Here is a 26,252-nt window from a genome sequence, read left to right on the forward strand (position 1 = left end):
TGATGACTTACGCGAATTGCAAAAGGCACCTGGAGTCAGGTGCCTTAATTTTATTAACGACCTTCGCGGCGTAATGCGCTTGAAGTAAACTCGTTATCGTTGAATGATTGTGAGAAATCATACATTTTTTCTTGATTATCTAAACCAATTGCTAAATAACGACGAGAGTTAAGGTCATGATAAACTTCTAACGTACTCCAATGAGTAGGTACTTCATAGTAGTTAAGGCCATGAGCCATCGCTACACGATACATTTGATCGCGGTTATCATAGATATCCGTTACATGTACTTGCCAGCTATCTTCATCAATATAGAAAACACGTTTCTTATAAATATGACGAGTACCCTCTTTCAGGTTCGCTTCAACAACCCAAACACGGTGTTTTTCATAACGAACATGCTCAGGATTGATATGACCTGCTTGTAAAATATCATCGTAGCTTAGTTTGTCGCTGTGAAGCTTGTAGCTGTTATAAGGAATATAAAGCTCTTGCTTACCTTTTAATGTCCAGTTGTAACGATTCGGAGAACCGTTGAACATATCAAAATCATCAGTCGTACGTAAGCTGTCAGCTGCTGTTCCCGGTGCATCATAGGCAACATTAGGTGCACGACGAACACGACGCTGACCTGAATTGTATGTCCATGCTTGGCGTGGCGTTAATATTTGGTCCATGGTTTCATGAACTAGTAACGCAGTACCTGCAAGACGAGCAGGCTCAGTTACTTTTTGCTTAAACTTAAACAAGATATTAGATTCTTGTAGTTTCTCTGGCGTTGCTTCAGGTGATGAGTATTCAACTAATAGTTGCTCATCAAAACCAACATAGTTGTATGAACCTGACGCTGTCGGTGCTGCTTGACCACCAGAGCGCGCAATTGATAAACCACGGAAACGTAGTAAGTGGTTCCAAATAGCTTCTAAACCATCTTTAGGAATTGGGAACGGAACACCTACAGCGGTATTTTTAATACCGTTACCACCTTCTACTAACTCAGCTGTCGTTGCATATTTTTTAGTCGCATCGTATACAAACTGAGGATAAGACGCACTACGACGAGTTGGGTAAATATTCATCTTGAACGTATCAGGATACGTGTTGAATAATTCAACTTGACCTGGGCTCAAGTAATCTTTGTACTGGTCAACGTTCGATTTATCAATCGTAAATAAGATTTTATCATCAGCAAACGGGTCAGGATGATGCATACCAGGCTTATAACTAGCAGGTGGTTTTGTTATACCACCAGTCCAAGCCGGAATAGAGCCATCTTTGTTTGCTGCTTTTTCTGCGCCAATAGGCGTTAAATCATTACCTAAACGAGCCGCTTCATCAGCGGTAATTTTTGCAAGTACACTTGAGCTTGCGAAAACGCCACAAAATGCTGCTGCGATGAGGGTAGGTTTTCTAATAATCATAATTTACCCTTAGATTGAATATTTAATATTGAAAGAAACATAATCGCGGTCAGAGAAAGTATTCGTTGCGCCACCACCCCAGAACGAGTTGTAGCTAAAGTCGAATGACCACGCATTTTGATAGTTGAAGTTCATGGTAACACCGAGCGATTTACGGTCTTCAACAAATAAGAACATTGGATCAGGTGTAATACCATTTACGTCGTGCGAGAACACAAAACGTGGCGAGAAGTTAACACCGCTAAAGAAGTTATAATAATCACCTTTGGCAATTAGGCGATAACCCCATGCAGAAGCCGTTGGGAATGGATTCGTTTCAGGACCGTTTGAAAGACCTAAGTGTAGCGTTGAATAATCATCGCTTAATGGGCCTTGCATGATACCGCTTCGACCAGTACCGGCAACGTTTAAACGAAGCTCATCGTAATCTGGCATATCATTAATACGTACACCACCAATTTCACCAACTACCGCCCAGCTATCAGCACCTAGCGAAGGACCAAATAAATGCGTTGCAGTAAATTGTAATTGTGCTGTGTTACGAAGAATAAAGCCTTGTGCAACTTCACCTGGACCTACAACACTCGTAGCATCGCCTAAACTCATTTGTGAAATACCAGCAAAGTCAGGACGAATACCTGCAACCGCTAATTGCTCAGGCATACCCGCGTAAAGTAACTCTACGTCATCAATTTGAAGTGGTTCGTCTTGACGGAATGCAAATTCACCAGCAAGCGCTGTTTCACCGACTGATGTATTAAAGCTTAGACCATAAAGCTTAATATCTTCAGGGTATTCTAGCTGTCCTTTAGTAAATGCTTGTAAGCCTGTTACATTATCTTCTGTGATTTCTGTCGTTAGTAACATACCGATATCGGCAGCTATTGCCGCATCAGTAAAGTTTGATACTTGACCCGAAATTACTGGGCGACGACTATGATAGTTAATGTGGTATAGCGCTACTTCGGTGTCGTTTAATTCAGGTAAGTACATACCTAGGCGTAAGCCATATTGACCACCGTCATCAGGTTCGTTTTTACCTGCAGAACCTTTGCCTTTTAATGCCACTTTGGTCGGGTAAGCTAGGTACATTTGTGCCATCATTGCTTGACCTTGTGCTGATGTAGGATCAACACCTTGCGAGCGAACAATGTCATCTAAATTATTTAAGCTTTCTGTTAAGAATGCTAAATCAATATCTGGGTTAGAGGTGAAGCCCAGTTGAATATTTTGCTGATAACCATTTTCAGACGCGAAATCGTTAGTCGAGAAATATGTACCTGCCGCAGGAAGACGTGTTTCATGCCATTCATACTGGTAGAAACCTTCTAGCGTTAAATTATCTGTAATACCGAGAGATGCCCAAAGCATACCTACAGGTATGAACGCTTCTTTTAATTCTGCACCAGGGGCTTTTAATCGATCGATATCAACTGGGTTTACGTTGATACCATGCGAAATCAAAGTACTCTCACCCCAGTTAACAACTTGTTGGCCTAAACGAATAGACAGTGGGTTACGACCTTCATTTAAATCAAAGTTTGCCCATACATAGGCATCGAGTAAACGTAAATCAGCACACACTTGTTCTTTTGTGTCGTCATCATCACATGGATCAACTTTATTGCCTGAAGTTGGATTGCTATATGCGTAATCACCATCCATCAACGCAAAGTCGTAGAAGTACATAAAGCGAGTGAAGAAACCAAAGTTATCTTTGCTGATTGATAGCTCGTGGTTACCTTTTAATAATTTTGAAAATGAATCACCACTATCAAAATTAAGATTACCTGCATCACCATTATTTGAATATGCACCTGGTTGGTTCCATACATCAGCAGAAGAATAGATTGGATTTAAAGCAGAATGATAACCCGTCCAATCGAATGAAGGGTTATTACTTTTACCTATATGTTTGAAATCTCGGTCTTCAACACGAATACTTTGGCCATAAGAGAAATTAGAGTCAAAACGTATGTCAAAGTCACCTAATTCAAAGTTTGCCGCGTGCAAAGATGTGCTTGAGAGTCCGAGTGTAGCCGCCGCGAGTCCCAAAGCTATTTTGTTTTTAACAAAAAGCGATCGTTTTATCATTGTGTTCATCCCCCTGTAACGGGTTGTTTTGTGATCAAATTGTTGTTTTTAGTATCTTTCTAACGATAGAAGCGAAACAGTAAAATTACAATATAGAACGCGTTCAATCGGTTAATATTTATTTAAAAATGTGACGTTTACGCATTGGTAAGACGTCATACCAGATATTTTATACACGTAAATTAACAATAGAACAAATCGAATTAACAAAAATATAATAAATTTAGAGAATAGTAGACAGTGAAAATTAACTTTTTAGTGATTAAAAAGTACAAAATAAAAGCAGCCAAAGCTGCTTTTTAACTAATTTTCTCTAGTTTTAAAAACTGATTTTCAGCGGTTAATGTCAACCTAAAGCGCCCTCTTATACCTAAGGATGAAATAAAAGGGCGTAAATGGTTTGCATCAAAGCGAACAGTCTTGCCACCATCCTCTGTGACTTGCACAGATTTATATTTACCATGATAGTAATCAAGACATTCTGAATAACTCAGATACAAGGCAAAGTAATACTCATTCATTAACTTTCGAGAGCTTTCTCAACTTTTTCAAACAAATCATCACTGAGACCATCTAAATCAGCTAAGCGTTGCAATTGTGCTTTCATTGCCGCTGAACGATTTTCATCATAGCGTTTCCATGACATAAACGGTGTCAGCATGCGCGATGCATTTTGCGGGTTAATATCATTAAGCTTAACCAGTAAATCACCTAGTAATTGATACCCTTTTCCATCTGCACGATGGAACTGAGTGATATTAAAGTGACTAAAGCTTCCAACTAATGCACGCACTCGGTTAGGGTTACCAAAGTCAAAACTAGGATGATCATAGAGTGCTTTAATATCGTTGATACTCGTTGCTGAATCTTTCATTGCTTGTAAGGCAAACCATTTATCCATAACAAGCACATCATGACGCCATTTAGCATCAAACTCATTTAGCAGTGTGTCACACAGTGGATGGTTTGCTTTAACCACAGCACTTAATGCAGCAAGGGCGTTGGTCATATTGCTACTGTTTGCAGATTCTCTAATCAAGCTGCTAACTTCGCTATGATTTGTTTTCGCTAAATAGTATAAACAAAGTTGCTTAAGAGCACGTACGGCAACGGCTGTAGCGGATGTTGATCCATCGTCATCAAGGGCGTTAAAACAATTAACCAATGACTCTGTTAGGAAGTTGGCAATTTGCGATTCAAATGCATTTTGCACAGCAATAATGTCATCAACAGGGATGACGGTATATTCTGCAGCAAGAGTATCGTAGCTAGGCAGCTTTAACAGCTCCGCAATTAGTGCGAGGTCACCTTCACGATTATCAACTAGTAGCTTTAATGCCGACAAGATATCATCAGATAAACAAGCTTCACCACTGGCAATCGCCGCTTTCATTTCATTCGTAAATAAACGCTGCTGAGCATCCCAACGTGAAAAGTCACTGCGAGCAAAACGCATAATATGTAACAGATCAGCTGCAGACGTATTTTGATTAACAATGCATGGCGCTGAGAAATCTTCAAGTAGCACTGCTACTGGGCGCTGTGTAATATCTTCAAAAACAAATTTCTGCGTTTTTTCAGTAACATTTAATACCGAATCTTGTGGCTGATTATCAATCACAAGAGGTAGCGACTGCCCTTCACTATCTAAAAGCTCAATAGCAAACGGTATGTGCAATAAGGCATTGTTAGGCTGATTATCAGGTGCGAATTGTTCAATACTCAATGTAAAAGTCTGATTTTGTTCATTATACACTTGTTCTACATTGAGCTTTGGTGTACCCGCTTGGCTGTACCATCGCTTAAATTGCGTTAAATCAATACCGGATGCATCACTCATTGCAGCCACAAAATCATCACAGGTAACAGCTTGCCCGTCATGGCGCTCGAAATACAATGCCATACCTAGCTGGAACTTCTCTTCTCCCAGTAAGGTGTGCATCATACGGATAACTTCAGCTCCTTTGTCATACACAGTCACAGTATAAAAATTATTCATTTCAATGACTTTCTCAGGTCGAATTGGGTGCGCCATAGGCCCTGCATCTTCACTGAATTGGTGAGTTCGCATAACTTTAACTGCATCAATACGATTAAGTGCACGGGAGCCTAAGTCACTACTAAACTCTTGATCACGGAAAACCGTTAACCCTTCTTTCAACGACAATTGGAACCAGTCTCGGCAAGTGACTCGATTACCTGTCCAGTTATGGAAGTACTCGTGGCCAACTATAGACTCAATCGTATGATAATCTTTGTCGGTGGCCGTTTCTTGATTTGCTAAAACACATTTTGAATTAAAGATATTGAGACCTTTATTTTCCATTGCACCCATGTTGAAGAAATCAACGGCAACAATCATGTAAATGTCTAAATCATATTCAAGGTTAAAGCGCTCTTCGTCCCATTGCATTGACTTCTTTAAAGACGTCATCGCGTGGGGCGTTTTCGATAAGTTGCCTTTATCCACAAACAAGGCTAATTCAACTTGTCTACCAGACTGGGTTGTATAATGGTCACGTAGCACATCAAAATCACCAGCAACAAGTGCAAATAAATAACTTGGCTTTTTAAATGGGTCTTGCCATTTTACAAAGTGACGTCCGTCATCTAAGTTACCTGACTCAATTTGGTTACCATTAGACAGTAAATGAGTGTATTTTTTGTCGGCAATAATTGTCACATCAAAGCTGGCAAGTACATCTGGTCGGTCGAGGTAATAGGTAATCTTTCTAAAACCTTCAGCTTCACATTGCGTACAGTAAGCACCGCCTGACAGGTACAATCCTTCTAATGAGGTGTTTGTTTGCGGGTCAATTTGGTTCTCAATTTTAAGTATAAAATTTTTAGGCAAATTATGAATGATCAGCTTTTCATCTTCGAGCGTGTAATCATTATAAGCTTTGTCATCAACCATCACAGAAATTAGTGTTAAATCAACACCATCTAGAGAAAGATCAGCATTACTTTCGTCAGTACGATTGATTGTCATTGTTGACTGTACTGAGGTTTTTAACGGCGCTAGTTCAAAATGTAAATCGATGTGTTGAATTGAGAATTGTGGGGCTTGGTAATCTTTTAAATATTGAGCTTGAGGTTTACTCGTAGCAGACATAACTGACTCCAAATGGCCCTGCTTAGCAGGGCCTAAATAGTTTATTCAGCGTTAGCTTGTTGTTTAAGGTGTTTTGGGGTTATACGTAAAATTTTAATACCCAAATAGGCATAAACAATCGCTAATAATGGATTAATTAAATTAAAGAATGCGTACATGGCATAATCAAATGGATTGATTAGTAAAACACTTTGCATATAGGCACCACAGGTGTTCCAAGGAATAAGAGGGCTAGTAATTGTGCCACCATCTTCTAACGTACGAGATAGATTTACCGGCTTTAAGCCTCGCTTTTCATATTCGTCTTTAAACATACGACCAGGAACCACAATTGCGATGTATTGGTCAGCTGCAACTGCATTAGTACCAATACAAGTTGCAATAGTTGCAGTAATAAGAGAGCCAGTGCTTTTAGCAATTTTTAAGATGCTCTTAACGAACATATCAAGTAATCCAGTTTTTTCCATGATTGCGCCAAACATTAAGGCCGTCATAATTAGCCAAGTGGTTGTCAGCATGCCAGCCATACCTCCACCGCTTAATAATGAGTCCATTTTTTCGTCGCCAGTGTCAATACTGAAACCATCAAAGAAAGTTGTCCAAACTAACTTAAAATAGCCAATCAGATGGCCTTGTGATGCATCAATTTGGCTGTTAATTAAATCTGACTGAAATAACATAGCCCAAATCGCACCTAACACCGCACCAATCGATATTGCAGGGAACGCCGGCATTTTACGAATTGCTAAAAGCAATAACACAACCAGTGGTACTAGCATTTCAAAACCGATATTAAAGTTTTGCTCTAATAAATTAACGATTTCATCAATACGCCCTGCTTCTGTTGAGCCTCCAGCATTAAAGCCCATAAAGATAAAAATGATTAAGGCAATGATGAAGCTTGGCACTGTTGTCCAAAGCATATGATGGATATGCTCAAATAAATCAGCACCAGCTACAGCAGGTGCTAAGTTAGTTGTTTCAGAAAGTGGGCTTAATTTATCACCAAAGTAGGCACCAGAAATAACCGCACCCGCCGTTACAACTTGTTCAAGGCCAAGGCCTGTTGCAACACCTAATAACGCCACACCAATGGTCGCCGCTGTGGTCCAAGAACTGCCTATACTCATAGCTACAATGCCACAAATTAAGCAGCTAGCCGCATAAAACCAGCTAGGATTTATTATTTGTAGCCCATAGTAAATTAGAGTTGGTACAGTACCCGATAACAACCAAGTACCAATTAAGGCACCCACCATTAGCAGAATGATGATTGCACCGAGTGATAAGGTGATCCCTTCAATCATGGCTTGTTCTAGTTTTTTCCAGGTATAACCATTTTTTAAACCAATTAATGCTGCAGTAAAAGTAGCGAATAATAAAGCGATTTGGTTAGGACCTGATGATGAATTATCACCGAATAAATAAACAGCGGCGCCTAGCAGGCACACGAGCACAGTAATTGGGATCAAGGCATCTAAAAAACTGGCCTGTTTAATTGGCTTCTCTTCAATTGAATTCAAAAGATAGTCTCCTACACGTCTTATGTGGCGTGTTTAATTATTATTGTAAGCTTGACGCAAAACTTCAGTGGCTTTTGGGCAGCCATATCCTGCAATTATAACAACCTGACCTGTTTTAGGTAGCAAAAAAGGCGCCTAAGCGCCTTTTTATTAATCAATATTGCTATTTAATTGCCAATTATTTCTTAGCAATACGACCATATTTAATAAAATCCTGCGTGATTAATGCAGCCTCTTCTAAGAAAGGGTCTAGTTCATCAAGGCTATCAGGTAAATCATCAAGCTTTTCTACTGGCTTTTCACCAAGGCGAACTAATCGTTCATTAGCACGCTCTAAAGCACGCTCTTCACTTTCATCTTTCTCTTTTAAACGCGTCGCTTCAACCAGTGAGATAGTTTTACGGTCTTTCTCTTCTTGGTAGCGCTTAATGTCATCAAACACATAACCAAACTCCGGCTCATCTGCAATTCGCGAATCATGAAGCTTATTAACGTAAGCAATAGCTGGTTTCAAGTTATCGACTGAATTATATTTAGCACGAATGATACTATCCCAAGGTAAGGCATTATCTTGTTGGCTCTCGCCCCACTCCGATGGTTCAATTGCTGATGGGAATGACACATCTGGGATCACTCCTTTGTGCTGCGTGCTTCCGCCATTGATACGGTAGAACTTAGCGATTGTATATTGCACGCTACCTAATGGGTGATCGTATAAGTCATAGGCGCGGCCAAGGGGTTTATGCTGCTGTACTGTACCCTTACCAAATGTTTGTTCACCAATCACAATTGCACGGCCATAATCTTGCATTGCTGCAGCAAAAATCTCTGAGGCTGATGCACTGTAACGATCAACTAAAACAGTGAGTGGGCCATCATAAAAAGTGACGCCGTCACGGTCTTTTTGCTCTTCAATACGATTATTTAACGTGTGAATTTGCACTACTGGACCTTGGTCTATGAATAAACCAGAAAGCTGAGTTGCTTCGTAGAGTGAGCCCCCACCATTTTGACGTAAATCAATGATAATACCGTCTACTTTGGCTTCTTTTAATTTCGCAATTTCAATTTTAACGTCTTGCGATAAATTGTTGTAGAAACCAGGAATTTCAATAACACCAATTTTGCTGGTTAAGTCAGAGTATTTTGCTTCAAATACTTCAGATTTTGCAGCGCGGTCTTCTAAGCGGATCTTATCACGAGTGATTTCAACTACTTTAGGTGTACCGTGAGCATCTGCACCTTTTAGGTATTGCAGGCGAACTTTTGTCCCTTTTGGGCCTTTGATCAGATCAACTACGTCATCTAAACGCCAGCCAATCACATCAACAAACTCTTCACCTTCTTGGGCAACACCAATAATACGGTCATCTGCTTTAATTTGTTCTGACTTATCAGCCGGGCCACCAGGTACTAAGCTACGAATTACTGTATAGTCTTCATCATAGCTAAGCACAGCACCAATGCCTTCTAATTCAAGATCCATGTCCATCTTAAATTGCTCAGCACGGCGAGGTGATAAATAAGAGGTATGCGCTTCAATGCTTCGTGCGAATGAATTCATCACGATTTGAAAAGCATCTTCACTATTAGTTTGCACTAAGCGTTTTTGCGCATTGTGGTATCGTTTGGTCAAGACTTCTTTAATGCCTTGCCAGTCTTTACCCGTCATTTTTAATCGTAAAGCATCGTACTTGACTCGTTGACGCCAAAGTTCATCAAGCTCAGCTTGGCTTGTTGCCCAATTGGCGTCTTCACGGTCGAACAGATACTCATCTTCTTTATCGAACTTCATTTCGTTTTCAAGCAGCGATAAAGAATAATCATAACGTTCAAAACGACGTTTTAAGCTTAAGTTAAAAATATCAAAGGCAAATCCCAATTTACCTGTCGACAATGCATTATCAAACTGATCTTTATACTGCTCAAAAGAAGCAATATCAGACGCTAAAAATACATTTTTGTTGTAGTCGAGAGATTCAATGTATCGATCAAAAACCTTTTCAGATAATTGATCGTTAAATTTAATTGGTTTGTAATGTGCACGAGTAAATAAGTTTGTCACCCGTTTGCTTGCCGTACTATGTTGGCTTTCTTGCTTGAGTACTGGCAGATCTTTTTCAGTCAAATTGTCTGAAGATGCCAATAATGAACCTGAAAACAGGGCAGCGACTAACGGAATGAGCGTAAACTTTTTACTCATACACAACTCCTTTATTTTTTACAGCTATTAAATGATATACAGGCTGTCTGCTTTGGTCTTAACTTGCATCCCTGTTACTAACTCAACGTGAACTTCATCTTTATTCACTTCAGTAATAACTGCGTTTACAAGTGCTTGGCCAAGTTTAACTTTAACTTTGCTATTAACCTTGACCTCAGAGGCAGGTAAAGGTTCAACTTTTCCTGAACGTTTTGCAGGAGCAGCTTTAGCTGGCTTATTACTTACTTTAGCGCCTTTTTCGCCTGATTTAGCGTGGTGGCCAGTATTCTTTTTGTAAGATTTTGTGTCACCGTCTTTACGTGGACGCTGCGGCTTCTTACGCTTCGCCATTTTAGCGCGGCTTTCTTCTAACGCTTTTTGTGCGTGCTCAATGTGCTCTTGTTCAACTTTTTCGTCTTGATTACCATCAAGATCGATACGGAACTCAGACTTTGTCACTGCTTCTAAATAGCGCCAGTTTGAGGTGTACTTTCTTAATGCTTGACGTACCTGAGTTTTACTTACCTTCTCAGAACCTTCAATGCGCTCAGCAATATCTTTAAAGATACCGACTTTAAGCGGCTGAATACCGTCTTTTTGTTTAAAACATTGTGGAAATTCTTGATATAAGAAATCCAGTACTTCATTAATATCTTTTAGCTTGTTTGTGGTTTCCATCTTAGAACCTTTTATTACATCTTTTCATCAAGTGATGAATCGACATAGTGTGTTACCCAGTCGGTCAACTCTTCGAAGTCCGCTTCAATAAGCGCTAAATCACCACGAAGGTGTTCCCAAATACCATTTATAATTTCATCAATTGATTCACAGTCAAGGTCATCCGGTAGACGATCCCAAGCCATGTGAATCAGGTCGTTGAGCCTTTCAGCAACAACTTCTTCTTCCCCTTCCCAATCACCAACATCAGCAATTGCAAAGAGGTAATCTTGCACATTTAGCAGATCTTTCATTTTAGATTTGCCTCAAAGCACTTTACCAATGCTTCTAAACCAGCTTGATCATCAGCATCGAATCGCGCAATGCTTGGGCTATCGATATCAAGTACAGCAAATACTTTACCGTCTTTGAAAATCGGCACAACTACTTCTGAGTTAGATGCAGCGTCACAGGCAATATGGCCAGCAAATGCATGCACGTCTTCAATGAGTTGTGTTTGTTGTGTTTGCGCGGCAGTTCCACATACCCCTTTACCTACTGGAATACGGATACATGCAGGATTACCTTGAAACGGCCCTAGCACTAATTCTTCAGGTGAATCCATCAAATAAAAGCCCGCCCAATTTACGTCCTCTAGTGAGGTAAATAACAGCGCACTAATATTTGCCATGTTGGCAATGATATTTGATTCACCAGTGATTAGCGATTCAGTTTGTTTAACTAATGACTGGTAAAAATCTTGCTTTTGCATACCAAACTACTTCTTATTAAACATACAGTAGCTAAAGGTACTCTTTGTAGACGACAAATGAAACCTTTTGAGGGCAAAAAAAAACATTTTGCCCTCAATTTCATTCAGCTTGATTAATTATTCTGCTATTGATGAGAAGATTGTGCTGTAAGGCCCTGTCTTAAACCAAATAAAAACAGCCCTGCTGCAAGGGCAGACATGACAGCATTGACTACAAATGCCATACCTGTTGTAGCACTCAATAAGTAACTAAAGATAGCTCCACCTAGTAAACCCAGTGTCAGCACACCTGAATAATTTACTTTCGCATACTTATACATAAGCAGGTAGCCAGGTACCACAAATGCAGCCATAGTTAAGCCTACAATGTGTGCATTGGCTATTGCACTGACAAGTAAGTTAAAGAAAATACTAAAGCCATTTCCTTCAAGTGAAAACGCATAATAAAGGCCTAAGATACAACCAACGATCACAGGCGATAATAAAGAAAGTCCTACACTCTTTGCTAAACGATGTTTCATAAATTCCCTAATGCCACAAAGATAATACGAGAAGTATTAAGCATGGACTAACTAGGGAAAATGCGAAATATCGACAATAGTCGTAATTTGCTTGGCAAAGGAATAAAGCGGCAGAAACAAAAAAGCCGCTGAATAAATTCAGCGGCTTCAATGATGGTGGAGAGATAGGGATTTGAACCCTAGAGGGGCTACAAACCCCTGCCGGTTTTCAAGACCGGTGCATTCGACCACTCTGCCATCTCTCCGAATGCGAAAACCTACCCGCTTACGCAAGTAGTAAAAATAATGGTGGAGAGATAGGGATTTGAACCCTAGAGGGGCTACAAACCCCTGCCGGTTTTCAAGACCGGTGCATTCGACCACTCTGCCATCTCTCCGACGGCGTGCATAATAGATAAGGAAGCCGGGTTTGTGAAGCTTTTTTTTCAAAAAACTGTTTAAGTGATTAAAAAACAACTAAATCGTTCAGCATTAACACAATCAAACTCAAAATATAATCGATTTGAACTTTTCTATTATTTATCTTGTCTATTGATCCACAATAGTTTGCCCAAATATATAACTCTTGATAGGCTTAGTTCAGTTTAATAATTGGAACTAACGAACGTATAAGTTCATTTAAAGGAGCTCTAACAATGGCGTTTAATCAATCGTACAATACTGCTAGACCAGTAATGTCGACTATTGAAACCAATAAAGTTTTGAAGAATACCTATTTCTTACTGGCTATGACACTGGCATTTAGCGCAGTAACAGCGGGTATTTCAATGGCAATGAATCTACCTTATTTTATGGGTTTAGTATTTAGCTTGATTGCATTTGGTGTACTTTTTGTTGTCAACAAAAAGGCAGACAGTGCATCAGGTGTTGCCTGGGTATTCGTTTTCACAGGTTTGATGGGCGCAGGACTTGGTCCAATGCTTAACTACTACGCTGCAATGCCAAATGGCCCTATGCTTATTATGCAAGCCCTAGGTTCGACAGCCTTAATCTTCTTCGGCTTATCAGCTTACGCTCTAACCACTAAAAAAGATTTCTCATTTATGGGTGGTTTTTTAATAGTGGGCTTAATTGTGGTAATTATCGCAAGCTTAGTAAATTTATTTATTGGTAGCTCTATTACCTTTATGGTAATTAACGCTGCAGTTGTATTGATTATGTCTGGTTTAATATTATTTGACACTAGCCGCATTATTAATGGCGGTGAGACAAATTACATCCGCGCAACAGTTGCTTTATATCTGAACGTGTATAATTTATTCACGTCACTTCTACACCTACTTGGTGCAAGTGATGACTAATTAAATAGTTCTGCTAAAATAGCCCCTTTCTAGGGGCTTTTTTATTGGATGCGTTTTGGCACAATTTGTACTTTCTCTTCATACCGCGCCGACCGATCATGACACGACACAACGGCTAATTAAATTTGCGCAAGCTTGTCTTGATTCTGGTCACTCAATTACAGCTATCTTTCTTTATCAAGCAGGTGTTTTCCACGCAAGTAATCATTTAGAACTTGCCAGTGATGAGTTACCAATTAATCGTTTATGGCAAGAATTAAACTCGCAAGATGTTCCTCTGCTTCTTTGTGTTACTGCTGCAGAAAAACGAGGGTTAGATATTGATAACACAGGCGTGTTTACAGTTGCTGGCTTAGCTGAGTTTGCAATGTTAGTAAGTGAAGCTGATAAATGGGTGCAGTTTAAATGAAAAACATTCTTGTGATCAGTCAACACAGTCCATTTGATGATCAACATATTCGTGAATCACTCGACACTACACTGATTTTTGCTGCTATCGAACAAAACATTAGTTGGCTTCTTAGTGGTGAGGCAGTATTAGCTCTGAAAAAAAATCAACAGCCAGAGCAACTTGGCATTAAAAACTATTTTAAAACCATTAAAACCCTTGAGTTATACGATGTTGAAAACATTTATGTCTGTGAAAAGTCGTTAATGGACTTTAACCTTTCAGAAGATAGTCTGATTATCGATGTTAAAGTAGCTAACTTTGAGCAACAGCGAGACTTAATTACAGAGCAGCATCAGGTGGTGACGTTATGAGTACATTGCATATTTTTTCGAAACCCTTATCCCACTATTGCAATAATATGTTGGCTAATCTAATTACTGCACAGGATAAGGTACTACTAGTCAGTGATGCTTGTTATAACAATATGCAATTTAAGCAGTTCTCATCCTGTCTATATTTACTTGAAGAAGATACTACAGCTCGCGATATTTCACTCAATAAAGAGGATATCGTAATAGACTACACACAGTTTGTAGAAATGACTTTAAATGCACAGAACACAATTACTTGGTAAACCATGCTTGAATTTAATAACAAACAAATAGAAACAGACAAACAAGGTTATTTACTTGATTCAAATGATTGGTGTGAAGATCTAGCGCCTATCATTGCTGAACAAGAGAACATTACTTTAAGTGAACAGCACTGGGAAGTTGTGCACTTTGTGCGTGATTTTTATCTTGAATACAACACCAGCCCAGCTATTCGTATGTTGGTCAAAGCTATGGCTCAAAAGCTTGGTGAAGAAAAAGGTAATAGCATGTACTTGTACAAACTTTTCCCTAAAGGTCCTGCTAAGCAAGCAACTAAAATTGCAGGTTTACCTAAACCAGCTAGGTGCATTTAATGGTAAACAAACCTAAAAGTAAACCACGTCGCAGTAGTGGCCGAACATACTCAAGGCCGATACAAAAACGTGAAGTAAAAAAAGCAATTAGCCCAGAGAAACGTAAAGTCGTACTGTTTAACAAACCATTTGATGTGCTTTGCCAGTTTACTGATGACCAAAACCGCAAAACGCTTGCCGACTTTATTACTATTAAAGACGTTTATGCAGCAGGACGCCTAGACAGAGATAGTGAAGGGCTGTTGCTACTTACAAACTGCGGTAAATTACAACACACTCTCACTGAACCCAATAAAAAAACAGCAAAAACGTATTGGGTGCAAGTAGAAGGTGATGTTACTGATGAGGCTATCTTTGCGCTTAACAAAGGCGTAGAGCTTAAAGATGGCATGACCAAGCCTGCCAAGGTTAGGCGAATTAATGAACCCGCAATTTGGCCACGTACCCCGCCCGTTCGCGAACGAAAGAATATTCCAACTAGCTGGTTAGAAATATCCATCACTGAAGGAAGAAACCGCCAAGTTCGCCGTATGACAGCCCATGTTGGTTTCCCTACTTTGCGATTAATTAGATATAGCATTGGTAACTATACTCTTGATGGTTTGGACAGTGGCCAGTTTAAAGTCGTGAACAATCCCGATGCATAAACCTAATGTCACAGTTGCTGCAATCGTCAGGTGTCAAGACAAGTATTTACTTGTTAAAGAGCGCGATAAGCACACAGGTGAAATTTGTTATAACCAACCAGCAGGTCATTTAGAAGCCAATGAAACCTTAGCAGAAGCAGCTCATCGCGAACTTGTTGAAGAAACTGGCATTAGCCTTAATGCCAATCATCTTGTTGGCATTTATAATTTGCATGCCGCAAATGGCGTTCACTATATGCGTTTTAGTTTTGCTTTTAATTGCCCTACACTAATAGCACCCTCCCCCCAGGATGATGATATTCTCAGCGCAGATTGGTTTAGTTTTGAACAAATTAAAAGCCTACCACTGAGAAGCCCCCTCGTTTTAAAATGCATTGAAGATCATTTAGCTGGTAAAGCCTATCCACTTAGTTTGATTTACCAATAACGGCTGTGATTTTGGCTGGTTTGGGTATATAATATCGGCCTTTCCATAGCAGTTAAAAAATGACAGCGAATATTATGAGCGAAAATAGTCACATTAAAGTCATCGTGGGTATGTCCGGCGGTGTGGATTCTTCTGTATCAGCGTATTTATTAAAGCAACAAGGCTATCAAGTTGAAGGCCTGTTCATGAAAAACTGGGAAGAAGATGATAATGATGAATATTGCGCTGCAGCTGAAGACCTTAAAGACGCACAAGCAGTCTGTGATAAATTAGGTATTGAGCTTCATACTGTAAATTTTGCAGCAGAATACTGGGATAATGTTTTTGAGTACTTCTTAGCAGAGTACAAAGCAGGCCGTACGCCTAACCCAGACATCATGTGTAATAAAGAAATTAAATTCAAAGCATTCTTAGAATTTGCAGCTCAAGCACTCGGCGCTGATTACATCGCTACTGGTCACTATGTGCGCCGTGAAAAACGGGGTGATAAATTTGTTATGTGTCGTGGCCTTGATGACAATAAAGATCAAAGTTATTTCTTATACACTTTAAGCCATGAACATATTGCACAAACGCTTTTCCCTGTAGGTGATATTGCTAAACCTGAAGTTCGCCGTATTGCCGAAGAGCAAGATTTAATAACTCACGATAAAAAGGACAGTACAGGTATTTGTTTTATCGGTGAGCGTAAATTTAAAGATTTCTTACAAAAATTCTTACCGGCACAGCCAGGTAAAATCGAAGATACCGATGGTAATGAAGTTGGCGAGCACGAAGGCTTGATGTATCACACTTTAGGTCAACGTAAAGGCCTCTTAATTGGTGGTATGAAAGAAGGTTCGGGTGAACCTTGGTATGTTGTAGACAAAGACATTGAACGCAATGTACTAGTTGTTGGCCAAGGTAAAGACCACCCTCGCCTATACAGCAATGGCTTAAATGCAAATCAACTACACTGGGTTGACCGTGTCGGCCCTAAAGGTACAACACGCTGCACTGTTAAAACTCGTTATCGCCAAGAAGACATCAGCTGTACATTACTCGTTGGTGAAGATGGCATGGCTCGCGTATTATTTGATGAGCCACAAAAAGCGGTTACACCTGGTCAATCAGCCGTATTCTACGCTGATGAAGTCTGCTTAGGTGGTGGTATTATTGATTCGGTGATTAAGTAATGACAGAGCACCAAGTCATGGCTTTAGCTGCCATGTGTCAAGTTGCCAAACAAGTACAAAAAGTTGCGCAATATGGCCAAGGCAGTGATCACGAATTAGAAAAGTTATTAAGCTGTATTGTCGAAACATCACCTGATACACCTGAAGATGTATATCAGGGTAAACATAATTTACGTGAAGGCTATCGTATTTTGATTGCCCAGCTTTCTGCCGGCGCAGATAAAGACGTCGAAATCGTAAAATATGTAGGTGGCTTAATGCAATTAGAACGTGCCTTGAGCGCAAAACAAAGCAGCTTAAATGAATTAGGTCGTCGCATTGATGACGTTAAACGTCGCCTCGACCATTTTGCTATCACAGATGATACTGTAGTAGCAGCGCTTGCTGATATTTACTCGTCGGTGCTAAGCCCCCTTGGGCATCGTATTCAAGTTTACGGCAAGCCAGAGTTATTAAAACAGCAGCTCACGCAAAACAAAATTCGCGCCTTATTATTGGCCGGAATTCGTAGTGCCGTGTTATGGCGACAAATGGGCGGTAAACGCCGTCACTTTTTCTTTGCAAAAAGAAAAATCCTCGCTATTGCTAAACAATCAATTTAATTATCGTTCAAACTAGACAATTTAGGAGTCATTATGGAGCTTTCAGCGTTAACCGCTATCTCTCCGGTAGATGGTCGCTATGGCAGCAAGACCACGGAACTACGCAGTATTTTCAGCGAATTTGGTTTAATCAAATACCGTGTAACTGTTGAAGTTCGTTGGTTACAAGCTTTGTCTGCAGCTAGCGCAATCACAGAAGTACCGGCATTTAGCGACGAGGCTAATGCTTTACTTAATGCCATTGTTGATAACTTTAGCGAAGCTGACGCAGCACGCGTTAAAGAGATCGAGCGCACAACTAACCATGACGTTAAAGCAGTTGAATACTTACTTAAAGAAAAAGTGGCTGACAACGCAGAGCTTAACGCAGTTAACGAATTCATTCACTTTGCCTGTACTTCAGAAGACATCAATAACTTGTCTCATGGTTTAATGCTAACTGAAGCGCGTGACAAAGTATTACTTCCATACTGTGACCAACTTCTAAATGCATTAAAAGAAAAAGCAGTTGAGTACAAGTCAGTTGCGATGATGACACGTACCCACGGTCAACCAGCTACCCCTTCTACAATGGGTAAAGAGTTTGCAAACGTCTACATGCGCTTAAAGCGTCAACGTGACCAAATTGCTAACGTAGAAATGTTAGGTAAAATCAACGGTGCTGTAGGTAACTACAACGCTCACCTAAGTGCATACCCAGATTACGATTGGCACAGCCACGCTGAGCAGTTTCGTAACGAGCCTAGGTTTAACATTCAACCCGTTCACAACACAAATCGAGCCACACGATTACATTGCCGAGTTATTCGATGCAGTTGCACGTTTCAACACTGTATTACTTGATTTTGACCGTGACGTTTGGGGCTACATTGCACTTAACCACTTCAAACAAAAAACAATCGCAGGTGAAATTGGTTCTTCAACAATGCCTCACAAAGTAAACCCGATTGATTTTGAAAACTCTGAAGGTAACTTAGGTATTGCTAACGCTATCTTTACTCACCTTGCACAAAAACTACCGGTATCTCGCTGGCAACGTGACTTAACTGACTCAACAGTGTTACGTAACCTAGGTGTTGGTATGGGCTACACTCTTATCGCTTACCAAGCGACATTAAAAGGTGTAAGCAAGCTTGAAGTAAATGAAGAACGTTTATTACAAGAGCTAGATCAAAACTGGGAATTACTCGCAGAGCCAATCCAAACTGTTATGCGTAAATATGGTATCGAAAAGCCATATGAAAAACTTAAAGACCTTACTCGTGGTAAGCGCGTAAACCAAGAAATCATGGCTGATTTCATCGACGGTCTTGAGTTACCTGAAGAAGCAAAAGTAGAAATGAAAAAATTAACTCCGGCTAATTACATTGGTCGTGCGGTTGAGTTCATCGATAACTTAGCTTAAATTCAAACAAAGACTTGAAAAAGCGAAAGGCCTTCCTTTCGCTTTTTTTATACCAATTCGCTTAGGTCATGTTATGTATCAATTATCCATCAATTCACTTACCCAAGAGCAATTTTTAGCTCAGTATTGGCAAAAAAAACCATTGCTTATCAAACAAGGTTTTAAAGACTTTACTGACCCCATTGAGCCAGAAGAGCTTGCGGGTCTTGCAATGGAAGAAAGTATTGAATCACGAATAGTGACCAATCACTCAAATGACTGGCAAGCACACCATGGTCCGTTTGAAGACTTTAGCTTATTGACTGAAAAGCACGCTACATTACTAGTACAAGCGGTTGACCATTGGCATAGCGATGCTGCTCAATTACTAGAGCCATTTCGCTTTATTCCTAACTGGCGCATCGATGATTTAATGATTAGCTACTCAACACCAGGTGGTGGTGTTGGCCCGCATTTAGACCAATACGATGTGTTTATTATTCAAGGCCAAGGCAAACGCCATTGGCGGGTTGGTATGCCTGATGCTAACCTAAGACAGTTTGCGCAAAATAAAAGCCTGCTACAAGTCGAGCAGTTTCCTGCTGTTATCGACTGTGTTCTAGAGCCTGGTGATATTCTTTATATTCCACCGGGTTGTCCACATGAGGGTTACGCAGTTGAAAACGCATTAAATTACTCTGTTGGCTTTCGAGCACCAAACCAGCGCGATTTATTATCACAGTTTGCAGACCATTTGATAGATACTGAACTTGGCAATCAACGATACAGTGATGCTGAGCTTAAATTACGTGACTCAAAAGGCGAACTTAAGGAATTTGAAGCTGAAAATGTTAAACAGCTGATGATTGCTGCAATAAATGATGATGCAATATTTAAGACTTGGCTTGGTAACAATATGAGTCAGCCAAAACATGAAATGGATTTAGCACCTTTAGAAGAACCTTATACATTAGATAATTTACTTGAGTTACTACGTGATGACGAGGTTGTTTTTGAGCGCTTAGGTGGCACCCGAGCAATCTATCAAGTGATTGGAGATAAAATACTTTTAAGTGTTAATGGCATTAATTACATGCATGATTTACATGAGCTTGAATTAATTAAAAAGCTCACAGATCAAACCTGGCTGACAGCTGCTGATATAAATAGTTCAAAAAATAATCACATTTTCTTAAAAACTTTTACTACACTTTTAAATGAGGGTATTTGGTTTTGTTAGGAGCGTGTGTTTATGGGCTATCAAATAGATGAAGTTGAATGGAGTATCGACAAGGAACTTTTACAACAGATCCGAGAGCGGGTATTTGTTTGCGAATTGCATATTCCAAAACACATTGAGTTTGACCATTTAGATAAAACAGCACATCACGTCCTTGTAACAGACGAATGTAAATGCCCAGTTGCTACTGGGCGTTTATGCAATGATGGCCTAATTGGTCGTATAGCTGTTTTGCCTGAACACCGTAACCGTTCGGTTTACAAATCATTATTGAATTACTTAGTAAGTATGGCTGAAAAGCAAGGCTGTGACTGTGTAAGTATTAATTGTATTTTGAATGAGGTAGACAGGTTTAAACAAAATGGCTTTTCAGCAGATGGTTTAGTGTTTATGGAAGCTGGTATTCCAAGGCAGCGAATGCTCTGCCCTATCAAGCAGTTTGATACGCGGCCATTCACTTTAGTACATTAAGGTTTAGGTAAAATAAAAAAGCTGAATAAAATTATTCAGCTTTTTTATTAGTAAGTTTGTAAAGTCAGTTATGCTGGCTCGTTTTGCCACATTTCTTCTTTTTCAAACAACTCATATAAGCCATGAGCACGATTGATTAGCAAATTCGCAAAATCAACTTTGGTTTTGTCTACGGCCCCTGATTGCATTAGCTGATCAGCCTTCAATTGCCACTGCATTGAAAAATAACGTAATACTTCACGTGCATTAGTTGCTGCGCTTGCTTCAGCGTGATCAGTCGGTAAGCGACCCGTGATCACCCAATAGCTTTTACCGTTTTGTGCTTTAAATTTCCAAATTGCCACTAAAGGCGCAATGAAACGACTTTCTTTCTCAACAACAGTTTGCGGGATAACCCCTTTTTCTGCTAAATGCTTTTGTGCATTTTGGAAACATTCTCTTTGCCAAATAACACTTTGTTTTTGCGCTTCGGCTTGTTCTTCTGGTGTTAATGGTCTTGCTTGTTTTTGTTCCATGGTGGTTACTCTTTTACAACATTTCTGACACTTTAAGGTTTAAAATGGCGCTGTGCAAGTGTTTACGGGCAATCAAAAGGCATTTTAATTTACTTGAGTATTATTCAGCCAACTCAGAATGAAGAGTTAGGCACAGTTTAAAATTGCAGCTCTTCAATTGTTGATTCTCGACCTAAAATTGTGTTGCGGTGTGGGTAACGACCAAACCTATCAATAATAACTTTGTGCTTTAGTTCAAACTCATAATTACTCATGCCTTTAAACAATTGCTCAGCCTGCTGATGAATGACTTTCGATTCACTGTGCATAAAAAGCATATAAATAAACGCTACTTGTGAGCTTTCAAGTTATATATCAAAACCTAGTTCGATAGCTCTTTGCGCTAAGCTTAGTGCTTACGGATCTTGGCTAAACGCTTTCGCTGTTTCACGGTCAATACCGCGTGAAAACTGAGCTAACACGATGATTTCAGCTAATAGCCTAGTGCATATATTCACTAATCAGCATGCTCGCCAGCTAACCTGCAAAAGACATTATGAAAACTAACGCTTAATTAATGCATCAACTTCATCAGATTGTTAATACCAACCTTCAGGGCCAAATTCATGAAACCAAAAATCAATAATCTAATGCTTGTCCAAGCTTGAATTTCTTTAGTTACCAAGTACTTTTGCAGGGTCTACCCGGGTTGCTTGCCACGCTGGGTAAAGTGTTGCCAAAATTGCGAGGACAAAGGTGACAATCACGGTGATAACGATATCTTGCCATACTAATTTGCTTGGTAAAAACTCGATAAAATACACACCTTGTAACGGGTTATCACCAAATAAGTTACTTACCCAAGTGAACAGTTCACTAATATTTAATGCTAGCATCACACCGATAATCGTGCCCAAAATCACACCTATTAAGGCTTGTGTAAAACCTTGCATAACAAAGGTCGCTAAAATGGTACTATCTTGTGCGCCCATGGTTTTTAAAATCGCAATATTTGCCTGTTTCTCACGTACTTCCATCACTAGAGACGAAACAATATTGAAACTCGCTACCGCAATTATTAAAAACACCACGATATACACAATGGTACGAACCATTTGAATATCTTGATATAAGCTCCCCTGCGTTCGAAACCAACTAGAGACATAAACATAATCTGGAATAACTTGCCCAACACGCATCGCTGTTTGATGGGCGGCGAACACATCGGCCACTTGTAATCGTAAGCCGGTTACTTGGTTTTCATTAAAGCTCAGCACATTTTGCGCTTTGTCTAGACGAATAAAAGCCGCGGTTTCATCTATTGGACCTCCCATTTTAATAATACCAGCCAGATTCAAGCTCACGCGTTTTGGAGCCAGTAAAGTGTTACTTTGCTGGTTTATCTGTGGGATTAATAAGGTAACTGGATCGCCAATTTTAAGACCTAATCGGTTTACTATTTGTTGTCCTAAAAGCACATCTTCTTGTTGTAACTGGCTAACTAAGCGCCCTTCTGTAAATTGGTTTAATGCCGACACCTGATTTTCAAATTCAGGGCTAACACCGCGCACTTCAACCGCTTTTAACTCACTTTTATATTGCGCCATACCATTAACACTAATAAAGGGTGCAGCACCTGTTACACCGGTTTGAGAGCGAAGTAGCGCAATTTTTGATTGCCAGTTATTGATTGGTTTATTTGGCGCGACATATTCAACCTGTGGTACAACAGATAAAAGCCGATGCACTAATTGCTGCTCAAAGCCATTAATAACTGAAAGAGCAACAATTAAGACGGCTACTCCTAAAAGTATGCCAATCGTCGAAGCTTTAGCTATAAAGCTAACAAAGCCATTTTGTCCGTCTTTTTGTCCGCTATGAGCGCGGAATCGTTTTGAAATAAAGGCACTAAGCAACATGCTGAGACTCTTTAATTGCAAGCTTACCATCATCTAAATAAGCAATTTTGCCGAGTTTATCTGCAAGCTCTAAATCATGAGTTACCACTACAAAACTGGTTTTTAAGCTGGTATTTAACTCTTTAATTAAGTCGTAAATCTTAATAGCGTTTTGTTTATCTAGGTTACCCGTTGGTTCATCGGCAAGCACCAAAGCAGGCTCTGTTACTAATGCACGTGCGATTGCAACCCGCTGCCTCTCACCACCTGATAAAGCCGATGGTTTATGTTCGCTGCGATGAGACAAGCCTACTTTATCTAGCATGTTATGCGCTTTTTCCGTTGCATCGACTGCACTTAAACCTTTAATTAAGAGTGGCATAGCAACATTTTCAATCGCAGTAAATTCCATTAATAGATGATGGAATTGATAAATAAAGCCTAAATTTTCATTCCGGAAACTGGCTTGTTGTTTTCGATTTAATTTAGAAACCTGCTGACCTTTAATTTCAACCTTGCCTGAACTTTCGTTATCCAAGGTGCCTAATATATGCAATAAAGTACTTTTGCCTGAGCCAGAGCTACCTACAACAGCTAACATTTCGCCTTGTTTAAGTGTTAAATCAACCCCTTTTAATACCGCAACCTCGTTATCGCCATCTTGATAAACTTTGTTCAGCTGCTGACAATTGATAACTAAATCACTCATAACGTAATACCTCTGCTGGATTCACTTTTGCAGCTTTTCTGGCAGGATACAAAGTAGCTAAAAAGCTCATCGCAATACTCCCTGCAGCAATTAGACTCAAACTCATAACATCAAATTTAACTGGTAAACTCACACCCGCTAATAAATTGATGCCTAACATATTTAATAATTCATTAATGTTGCTACTTAATAGCACACCAAGTAACGCACCAATGCTGGTACCGATCAGACCGTTATATAAGCCTTGGATCATAAAAACATGCTGCACTTGTAACGGGGTTAAACCCAGTGTTTGTAAAATAGCTACTTCACTTTGCTTCTCACTGACCATCATGGTTAATGCTGAAACTATATTAAACACCGCAACGAGCACGATTAAGCCAAGTAACATCGACATAATACGCTTTTCCATCGCCACAGCAGCAAATAGTGTCCCTTGGCTAGCTCGCCAATCAGCCACTGTGTAATCATTTAAAATAGCTGACTGAGATTGCAAAACTTGCTCAACAGCAAATGGTTCATAAAGCGAAACACTTAAGTTTGGTGCCGCTGATTTTGCCAGCTTTAAAACCCGGCCTAACGAATAACCACTAGTAAATGCCAATGACATATCGATTTCTGATTGCGTTTCATAAAGAGCGCCAACGGTAAACAAGCGCTGGCTAGGTACTCGACCTAGGGGGGTATATGAACTCGCATTAGGCATAATCACCCGTACTTTATCCCCGAGCGAAATGCCTAATTTTCGGCTCAAATAGCGGCTAATAGCAATATGGTAGTTGCTATCCATTACTTGTGACCAATTACCGGCAACAATTTTATCCTTTACGTTATAGAGGGAGCTTCCTTCATCATAGAGCCCTTGTAACAATACGCCGTGCAAATCTTGGTTAGTTTGTAAAATTGCTTCACCATGACGATAAAGGTTAACTTGTTTAATATCTTGAGAGTTTTCTAGTTGCTGCTTTAACTGCAGCATGGTTTCTTTCGAGTTATCATCAGCTGATACTTCGATATGGGGAATTAATCCAAGCATGTTGGTTTTCAGGTTATTTTCAAAGCCATTCATTACTGAACTGACTGTAAACAAGGCCATTAAGCCAATAGCAATGCCCGCAATAGAGAAAAATGAAATAAATGAGATAAAGGCATTACCCTTTGAGGAGCGACTATATCTCAGCCCTATAAAAAGGCTAACAGGTTGAAACATAATAAGTTATGGATATTCCAAGGGCTAAATATGCGCTCATGTTAGCACAGATTTAGCTAGCATGGGATGCGCGAAATTGTAAAAAATAATTATAAATCTGATACTTGAACAGTAGCAACCAAATGGTCTAGTAATGCTTTTACATTGGTTGCTATAAACTGCCTAGGTGGATAAACACCCCATACACCTTCAGGTGCGGGTGCAACATTTGAAAGTACAGCGGTCAACTTGCCACTGGCTAGGTGTTCATTAACATAGTAATCCGGTAGTTGCACGATACCCAACCCTTTCATAGCAGCGTCAACCAATGCCCAACCGCTGTTACATGCTAACCGCCCAGCCACTTTTATATGCTTATCTTGGCCTTGCTCTTTTACCCGCCAGTAACTGTTATTTCCAATCAGGCAATTATGCTGATGTAATTCACTAACACTATGTGGTTGGCCAAATTTATTTATATATTCAGTGCTACAGCAAATAACAAGCCTGCGCTGACTAATACGCCGTGCTTTCAAGGATGAATCCTTTAAATGACCGAGCCGAATTGCTAGGTCATACCCATCTTCTAATAGATTGACTTGTTCATTACTTAAATGGCTGATCACTTCAATATCTGGGTGTTTTTGCATAAACGAATGTACTGCAGGCATGATAAAACTTTCACCGTACATCACTGGGGCTGTTAGCTTTATACTGCCTTTTGGTGTCAGTTGCTGCTCTGCAAGCAGTGCCGTGGCATCATCCATGGCATGCTGTAATTGCTTTGTTTGATGCGCAAACACCTGCCCCTCTTGCGTTAGCACCACTTTACGGGTCGTACGGGTTAGCAATTGTGTGTTTAATCGCTCTTCTAATTGACTCACATAACGGCTTACATGGGCCACCGACATACCCAGAAGTTTACTTGCTTTGGTAAAACTGCCCGTTTCTGCTACCGCTAAAAATTCATCAATTCCGTGCCAACGATTCATTATTACCATACTGTAAAAGTGTTTTAATAAAACGAAGATTATCATTCATTGAGAAATAA

The 26,252-nt window shown here is 39.9% G+C and carries 26 protein-coding genes, 2 tRNA genes and 2 pseudogenes; 12 read left to right on the plus strand and 18 right to left on the minus strand.

The annotated features are described in order from the left end of the window. Window positions 1-53: 53 nt before the first annotated feature. The 12 genes from HYD28_11245 to HYD28_11300 form a co-directional block, all read right to left on the minus strand. A complete protein-coding gene (locus HYD28_11245) occupies window positions 54-1,418 on the minus strand; it encodes a DUF1329 domain-containing protein (GenBank protein ID QLE10540.1) in 1,365 nt (454 codons plus the stop codon). Between the two features lie 12 nt (window positions 1,419-1,430). Next, on the minus strand, window positions 1,431-3,515 hold the full coding sequence (locus HYD28_11250; GenBank protein ID QLE09485.1) for a DUF1302 domain-containing protein: 2,085 nt from the start codon (window positions 3,513-3,515) through the stop codon (window positions 1,431-1,433). Between the two features lie 299 nt (window positions 3,516-3,814). Continuing rightward, complete coding sequence (locus tag HYD28_11255; GenBank protein ID QLE09486.1) at window positions 3,815-4,036, minus strand: DUF2835 domain-containing protein; 222 nt, start codon at window positions 4,034-4,036, stop codon at window positions 3,815-3,817. Continuing rightward, window positions 4,036-6,630, minus strand: a complete 2,595-nt coding sequence (pepN, locus tag HYD28_11260) for an aminopeptidase N (GenBank protein ID QLE09487.1) — start codon at window positions 6,628-6,630, stop codon at window positions 4,036-4,038. Before pepN ends, HYD28_11255 begins: the two co-directional genes overlap by 1 nt. Before the next feature lie 41 nt (window positions 6,631-6,671). Beyond that, complete coding sequence (nhaC, locus tag HYD28_11265) at window positions 6,672-8,153, minus strand: Na+/H+ antiporter NhaC (GenBank protein ID QLE09488.1); 1,482 nt, start codon at window positions 8,151-8,153, stop codon at window positions 6,672-6,674. Window positions 8,154-8,331: 178 nt separating this feature from the next. Further along, entirely contained in the window at window positions 8,332-10,356 is a 2,025-nt protein-coding gene (prc, locus tag HYD28_11270) for a carboxy terminal-processing peptidase (GenBank protein ID QLE09489.1), read from the minus strand. Window positions 10,357-10,383: 27 nt separating this feature from the next. Continuing rightward, complete coding sequence (gene proQ, locus HYD28_11275; GenBank protein ID QLE09490.1) at window positions 10,384-11,034, minus strand: RNA chaperone ProQ; 651 nt, start codon at window positions 11,032-11,034, stop codon at window positions 10,384-10,386. Between the two features lie 14 nt (window positions 11,035-11,048). Further along, window positions 11,049-11,327, minus strand: coding sequence for a hypothetical protein (locus HYD28_11280; protein ID QLE09491.1), 279 nt, complete (start codon window positions 11,325-11,327; stop codon window positions 11,049-11,051). After that, the gene (locus tag HYD28_11285; protein QLE09492.1) at window positions 11,324-11,785 is read right to left on the minus strand and encodes a GAF domain-containing protein; all 462 of its coding nucleotides are present in this window, start codon (window positions 11,783-11,785) and stop codon (window positions 11,324-11,326) included. Before HYD28_11285 ends, HYD28_11280 begins: the two co-directional genes overlap by 4 nt. A 125-nt stretch (window positions 11,786-11,910) precedes the next feature. After that, complete coding sequence (locus HYD28_11290) at window positions 11,911-12,306, minus strand: hypothetical protein (GenBank protein ID QLE09493.1); 396 nt, start codon at window positions 12,304-12,306, stop codon at window positions 11,911-11,913. 154 nt (window positions 12,307-12,460) lie between these two features. Continuing rightward, window positions 12,461-12,551 (minus strand) — tRNA-Ser (locus tag HYD28_11295). 41 nt (window positions 12,552-12,592) lie between these two features. Further along, window positions 12,593-12,683, minus strand: a tRNA-Ser gene (locus HYD28_11300). A gap of 258 nt (window positions 12,684-12,941) precedes the next feature. Here HYD28_11300 and HYD28_11305 point away from each other — a divergent pair. From HYD28_11305 to HYD28_11360, 12 genes and pseudogenes are all read left to right on the plus strand, one after another. Then, window positions 12,942-13,607, plus strand: coding sequence for a Bax inhibitor-1/YccA family protein (locus tag HYD28_11305; protein ID QLE09494.1), 666 nt, complete (start codon window positions 12,942-12,944; stop codon window positions 13,605-13,607). 55 nt (window positions 13,608-13,662) lie between these two features. Next, a complete protein-coding gene (tusD, locus tag HYD28_11310) occupies window positions 13,663-14,016 on the plus strand; it encodes a sulfurtransferase complex subunit TusD (GenBank protein QLE09495.1) in 354 nt (117 codons plus the stop codon). After that, the gene (gene tusC / locus HYD28_11315) at window positions 14,013-14,369 is read left to right on the plus strand and encodes a sulfurtransferase complex subunit TusC (GenBank protein ID QLE09496.1); all 357 of its coding nucleotides are present in this window, start codon (window positions 14,013-14,015) and stop codon (window positions 14,367-14,369) included. Before tusD ends, tusC begins: the two co-directional genes overlap by 4 nt. Then, a complete protein-coding gene (dsrH, locus tag HYD28_11320) occupies window positions 14,366-14,632 on the plus strand; it encodes a sulfurtransferase complex subunit TusB (protein ID QLE09497.1) in 267 nt (88 codons plus the stop codon). Before tusC ends, dsrH begins: the two co-directional genes overlap by 4 nt. Before the next feature lie 3 nt (window positions 14,633-14,635). Further along, window positions 14,636-14,965 (plus strand): TusE/DsrC/DsvC family sulfur relay protein, encoded by a 330-nt coding sequence (locus tag HYD28_11325; protein ID QLE09498.1) that lies wholly within the window; start codon window positions 14,636-14,638, stop codon window positions 14,963-14,965. Next, window positions 14,965-15,612: an rRNA large subunit pseudouridine synthase E gene (locus tag HYD28_11330; GenBank protein ID QLE09499.1), complete on the plus strand. Its 648-nt coding sequence runs from the start codon at window positions 14,965-14,967 to the stop codon at window positions 15,610-15,612. Before HYD28_11325 ends, HYD28_11330 begins: the two co-directional genes overlap by 1 nt. Continuing rightward, the gene (locus HYD28_11335) at window positions 15,605-16,039 is read left to right on the plus strand and encodes an NUDIX hydrolase (GenBank protein ID QLE09500.1); all 435 of its coding nucleotides are present in this window, start codon (window positions 15,605-15,607) and stop codon (window positions 16,037-16,039) included. Before HYD28_11330 ends, HYD28_11335 begins: the two co-directional genes overlap by 8 nt. A gap of 74 nt (window positions 16,040-16,113) precedes the next feature. Next, window positions 16,114-17,214: a tRNA 2-thiouridine(34) synthase MnmA gene (gene mnmA / locus HYD28_11340; protein ID QLE10541.1), complete on the plus strand. Its 1,101-nt coding sequence runs from the start codon at window positions 16,114-16,116 to the stop codon at window positions 17,212-17,214. Next, the gene (gene hflD / locus HYD28_11345; GenBank protein ID QLE09501.1) at window positions 17,214-17,816 is read left to right on the plus strand and encodes a high frequency lysogenization protein HflD; all 603 of its coding nucleotides are present in this window, start codon (window positions 17,214-17,216) and stop codon (window positions 17,814-17,816) included. Before mnmA ends, hflD begins: the two co-directional genes overlap by 1 nt. 33 nt (window positions 17,817-17,849) lie before the next feature. Beyond that, window positions 17,850-19,221 (plus strand): annotated as a pseudogene (gene purB, locus HYD28_11350) (adenylosuccinate lyase). Between the two features lie 73 nt (window positions 19,222-19,294). After that, a complete protein-coding gene (locus HYD28_11355) occupies window positions 19,295-20,440 on the plus strand; it encodes a cupin domain-containing protein (protein ID QLE09502.1) in 1,146 nt (381 codons plus the stop codon). A gap of 12 nt (window positions 20,441-20,452) precedes the next feature. After that, on the plus strand, window positions 20,453-20,911 hold the full coding sequence (locus tag HYD28_11360; GenBank protein ID QLE09503.1) for a GNAT family N-acetyltransferase: 459 nt from the start codon (window positions 20,453-20,455) through the stop codon (window positions 20,909-20,911). 68 nt (window positions 20,912-20,979) lie between these two features. Here HYD28_11360 and HYD28_11365 read toward each other — a convergent pair whose 3' ends face one another. The 6 genes and pseudogenes from HYD28_11365 to HYD28_11390 all read right to left on the minus strand — a co-directional run bounded on the left by HYD28_11365 (window position 20,980) and on the right by HYD28_11390 (window position 26,193). After that, the gene (locus HYD28_11365; protein QLE09504.1) at window positions 20,980-21,426 is read right to left on the minus strand and encodes a DUF4826 family protein; all 447 of its coding nucleotides are present in this window, start codon (window positions 21,424-21,426) and stop codon (window positions 20,980-20,982) included. A gap of 137 nt (window positions 21,427-21,563) precedes the next feature. Further along, a pseudogene (locus HYD28_11370) lies at window positions 21,564-22,052 on the minus strand (DUF924 domain-containing protein). Between the two features lie 27 nt (window positions 22,053-22,079). Continuing rightward, window positions 22,080-23,324, minus strand: a complete 1,245-nt coding sequence (locus HYD28_11375; GenBank protein QLE09505.1) for a lipoprotein-releasing ABC transporter permease subunit — start codon at window positions 23,322-23,324, stop codon at window positions 22,080-22,082. Continuing rightward, window positions 23,314-24,012, minus strand: a complete 699-nt coding sequence (lolD, locus tag HYD28_11380) for a lipoprotein-releasing ABC transporter ATP-binding protein LolD (GenBank protein ID QLE09506.1) — start codon at window positions 24,010-24,012, stop codon at window positions 23,314-23,316. Before lolD ends, HYD28_11375 begins: the two co-directional genes overlap by 11 nt. After that, a complete protein-coding gene (locus HYD28_11385) occupies window positions 24,005-25,222 on the minus strand; it encodes a lipoprotein-releasing ABC transporter permease subunit (protein ID QLE09507.1) in 1,218 nt (405 codons plus the stop codon). The genes lolD and HYD28_11385 overlap by 8 nt, the downstream gene beginning before the upstream one ends. Window positions 25,223-25,311: 89 nt before the next feature. Beyond that, entirely contained in the window at window positions 25,312-26,193 is an 882-nt protein-coding gene (locus tag HYD28_11390; GenBank protein ID QLE09508.1) for a LysR family transcriptional regulator, read from the minus strand. Window positions 26,194-26,252: the final 59 nt, after the last annotated feature.

This window comes from Pseudoalteromonas shioyasakiensis, from assembly GCA_013391845.1.
In the GTDB taxonomy this organism is placed as follows: domain Bacteria; phylum Pseudomonadota; class Gammaproteobacteria; order Enterobacterales; family Alteromonadaceae; genus Pseudoalteromonas; species Pseudoalteromonas apostichopi.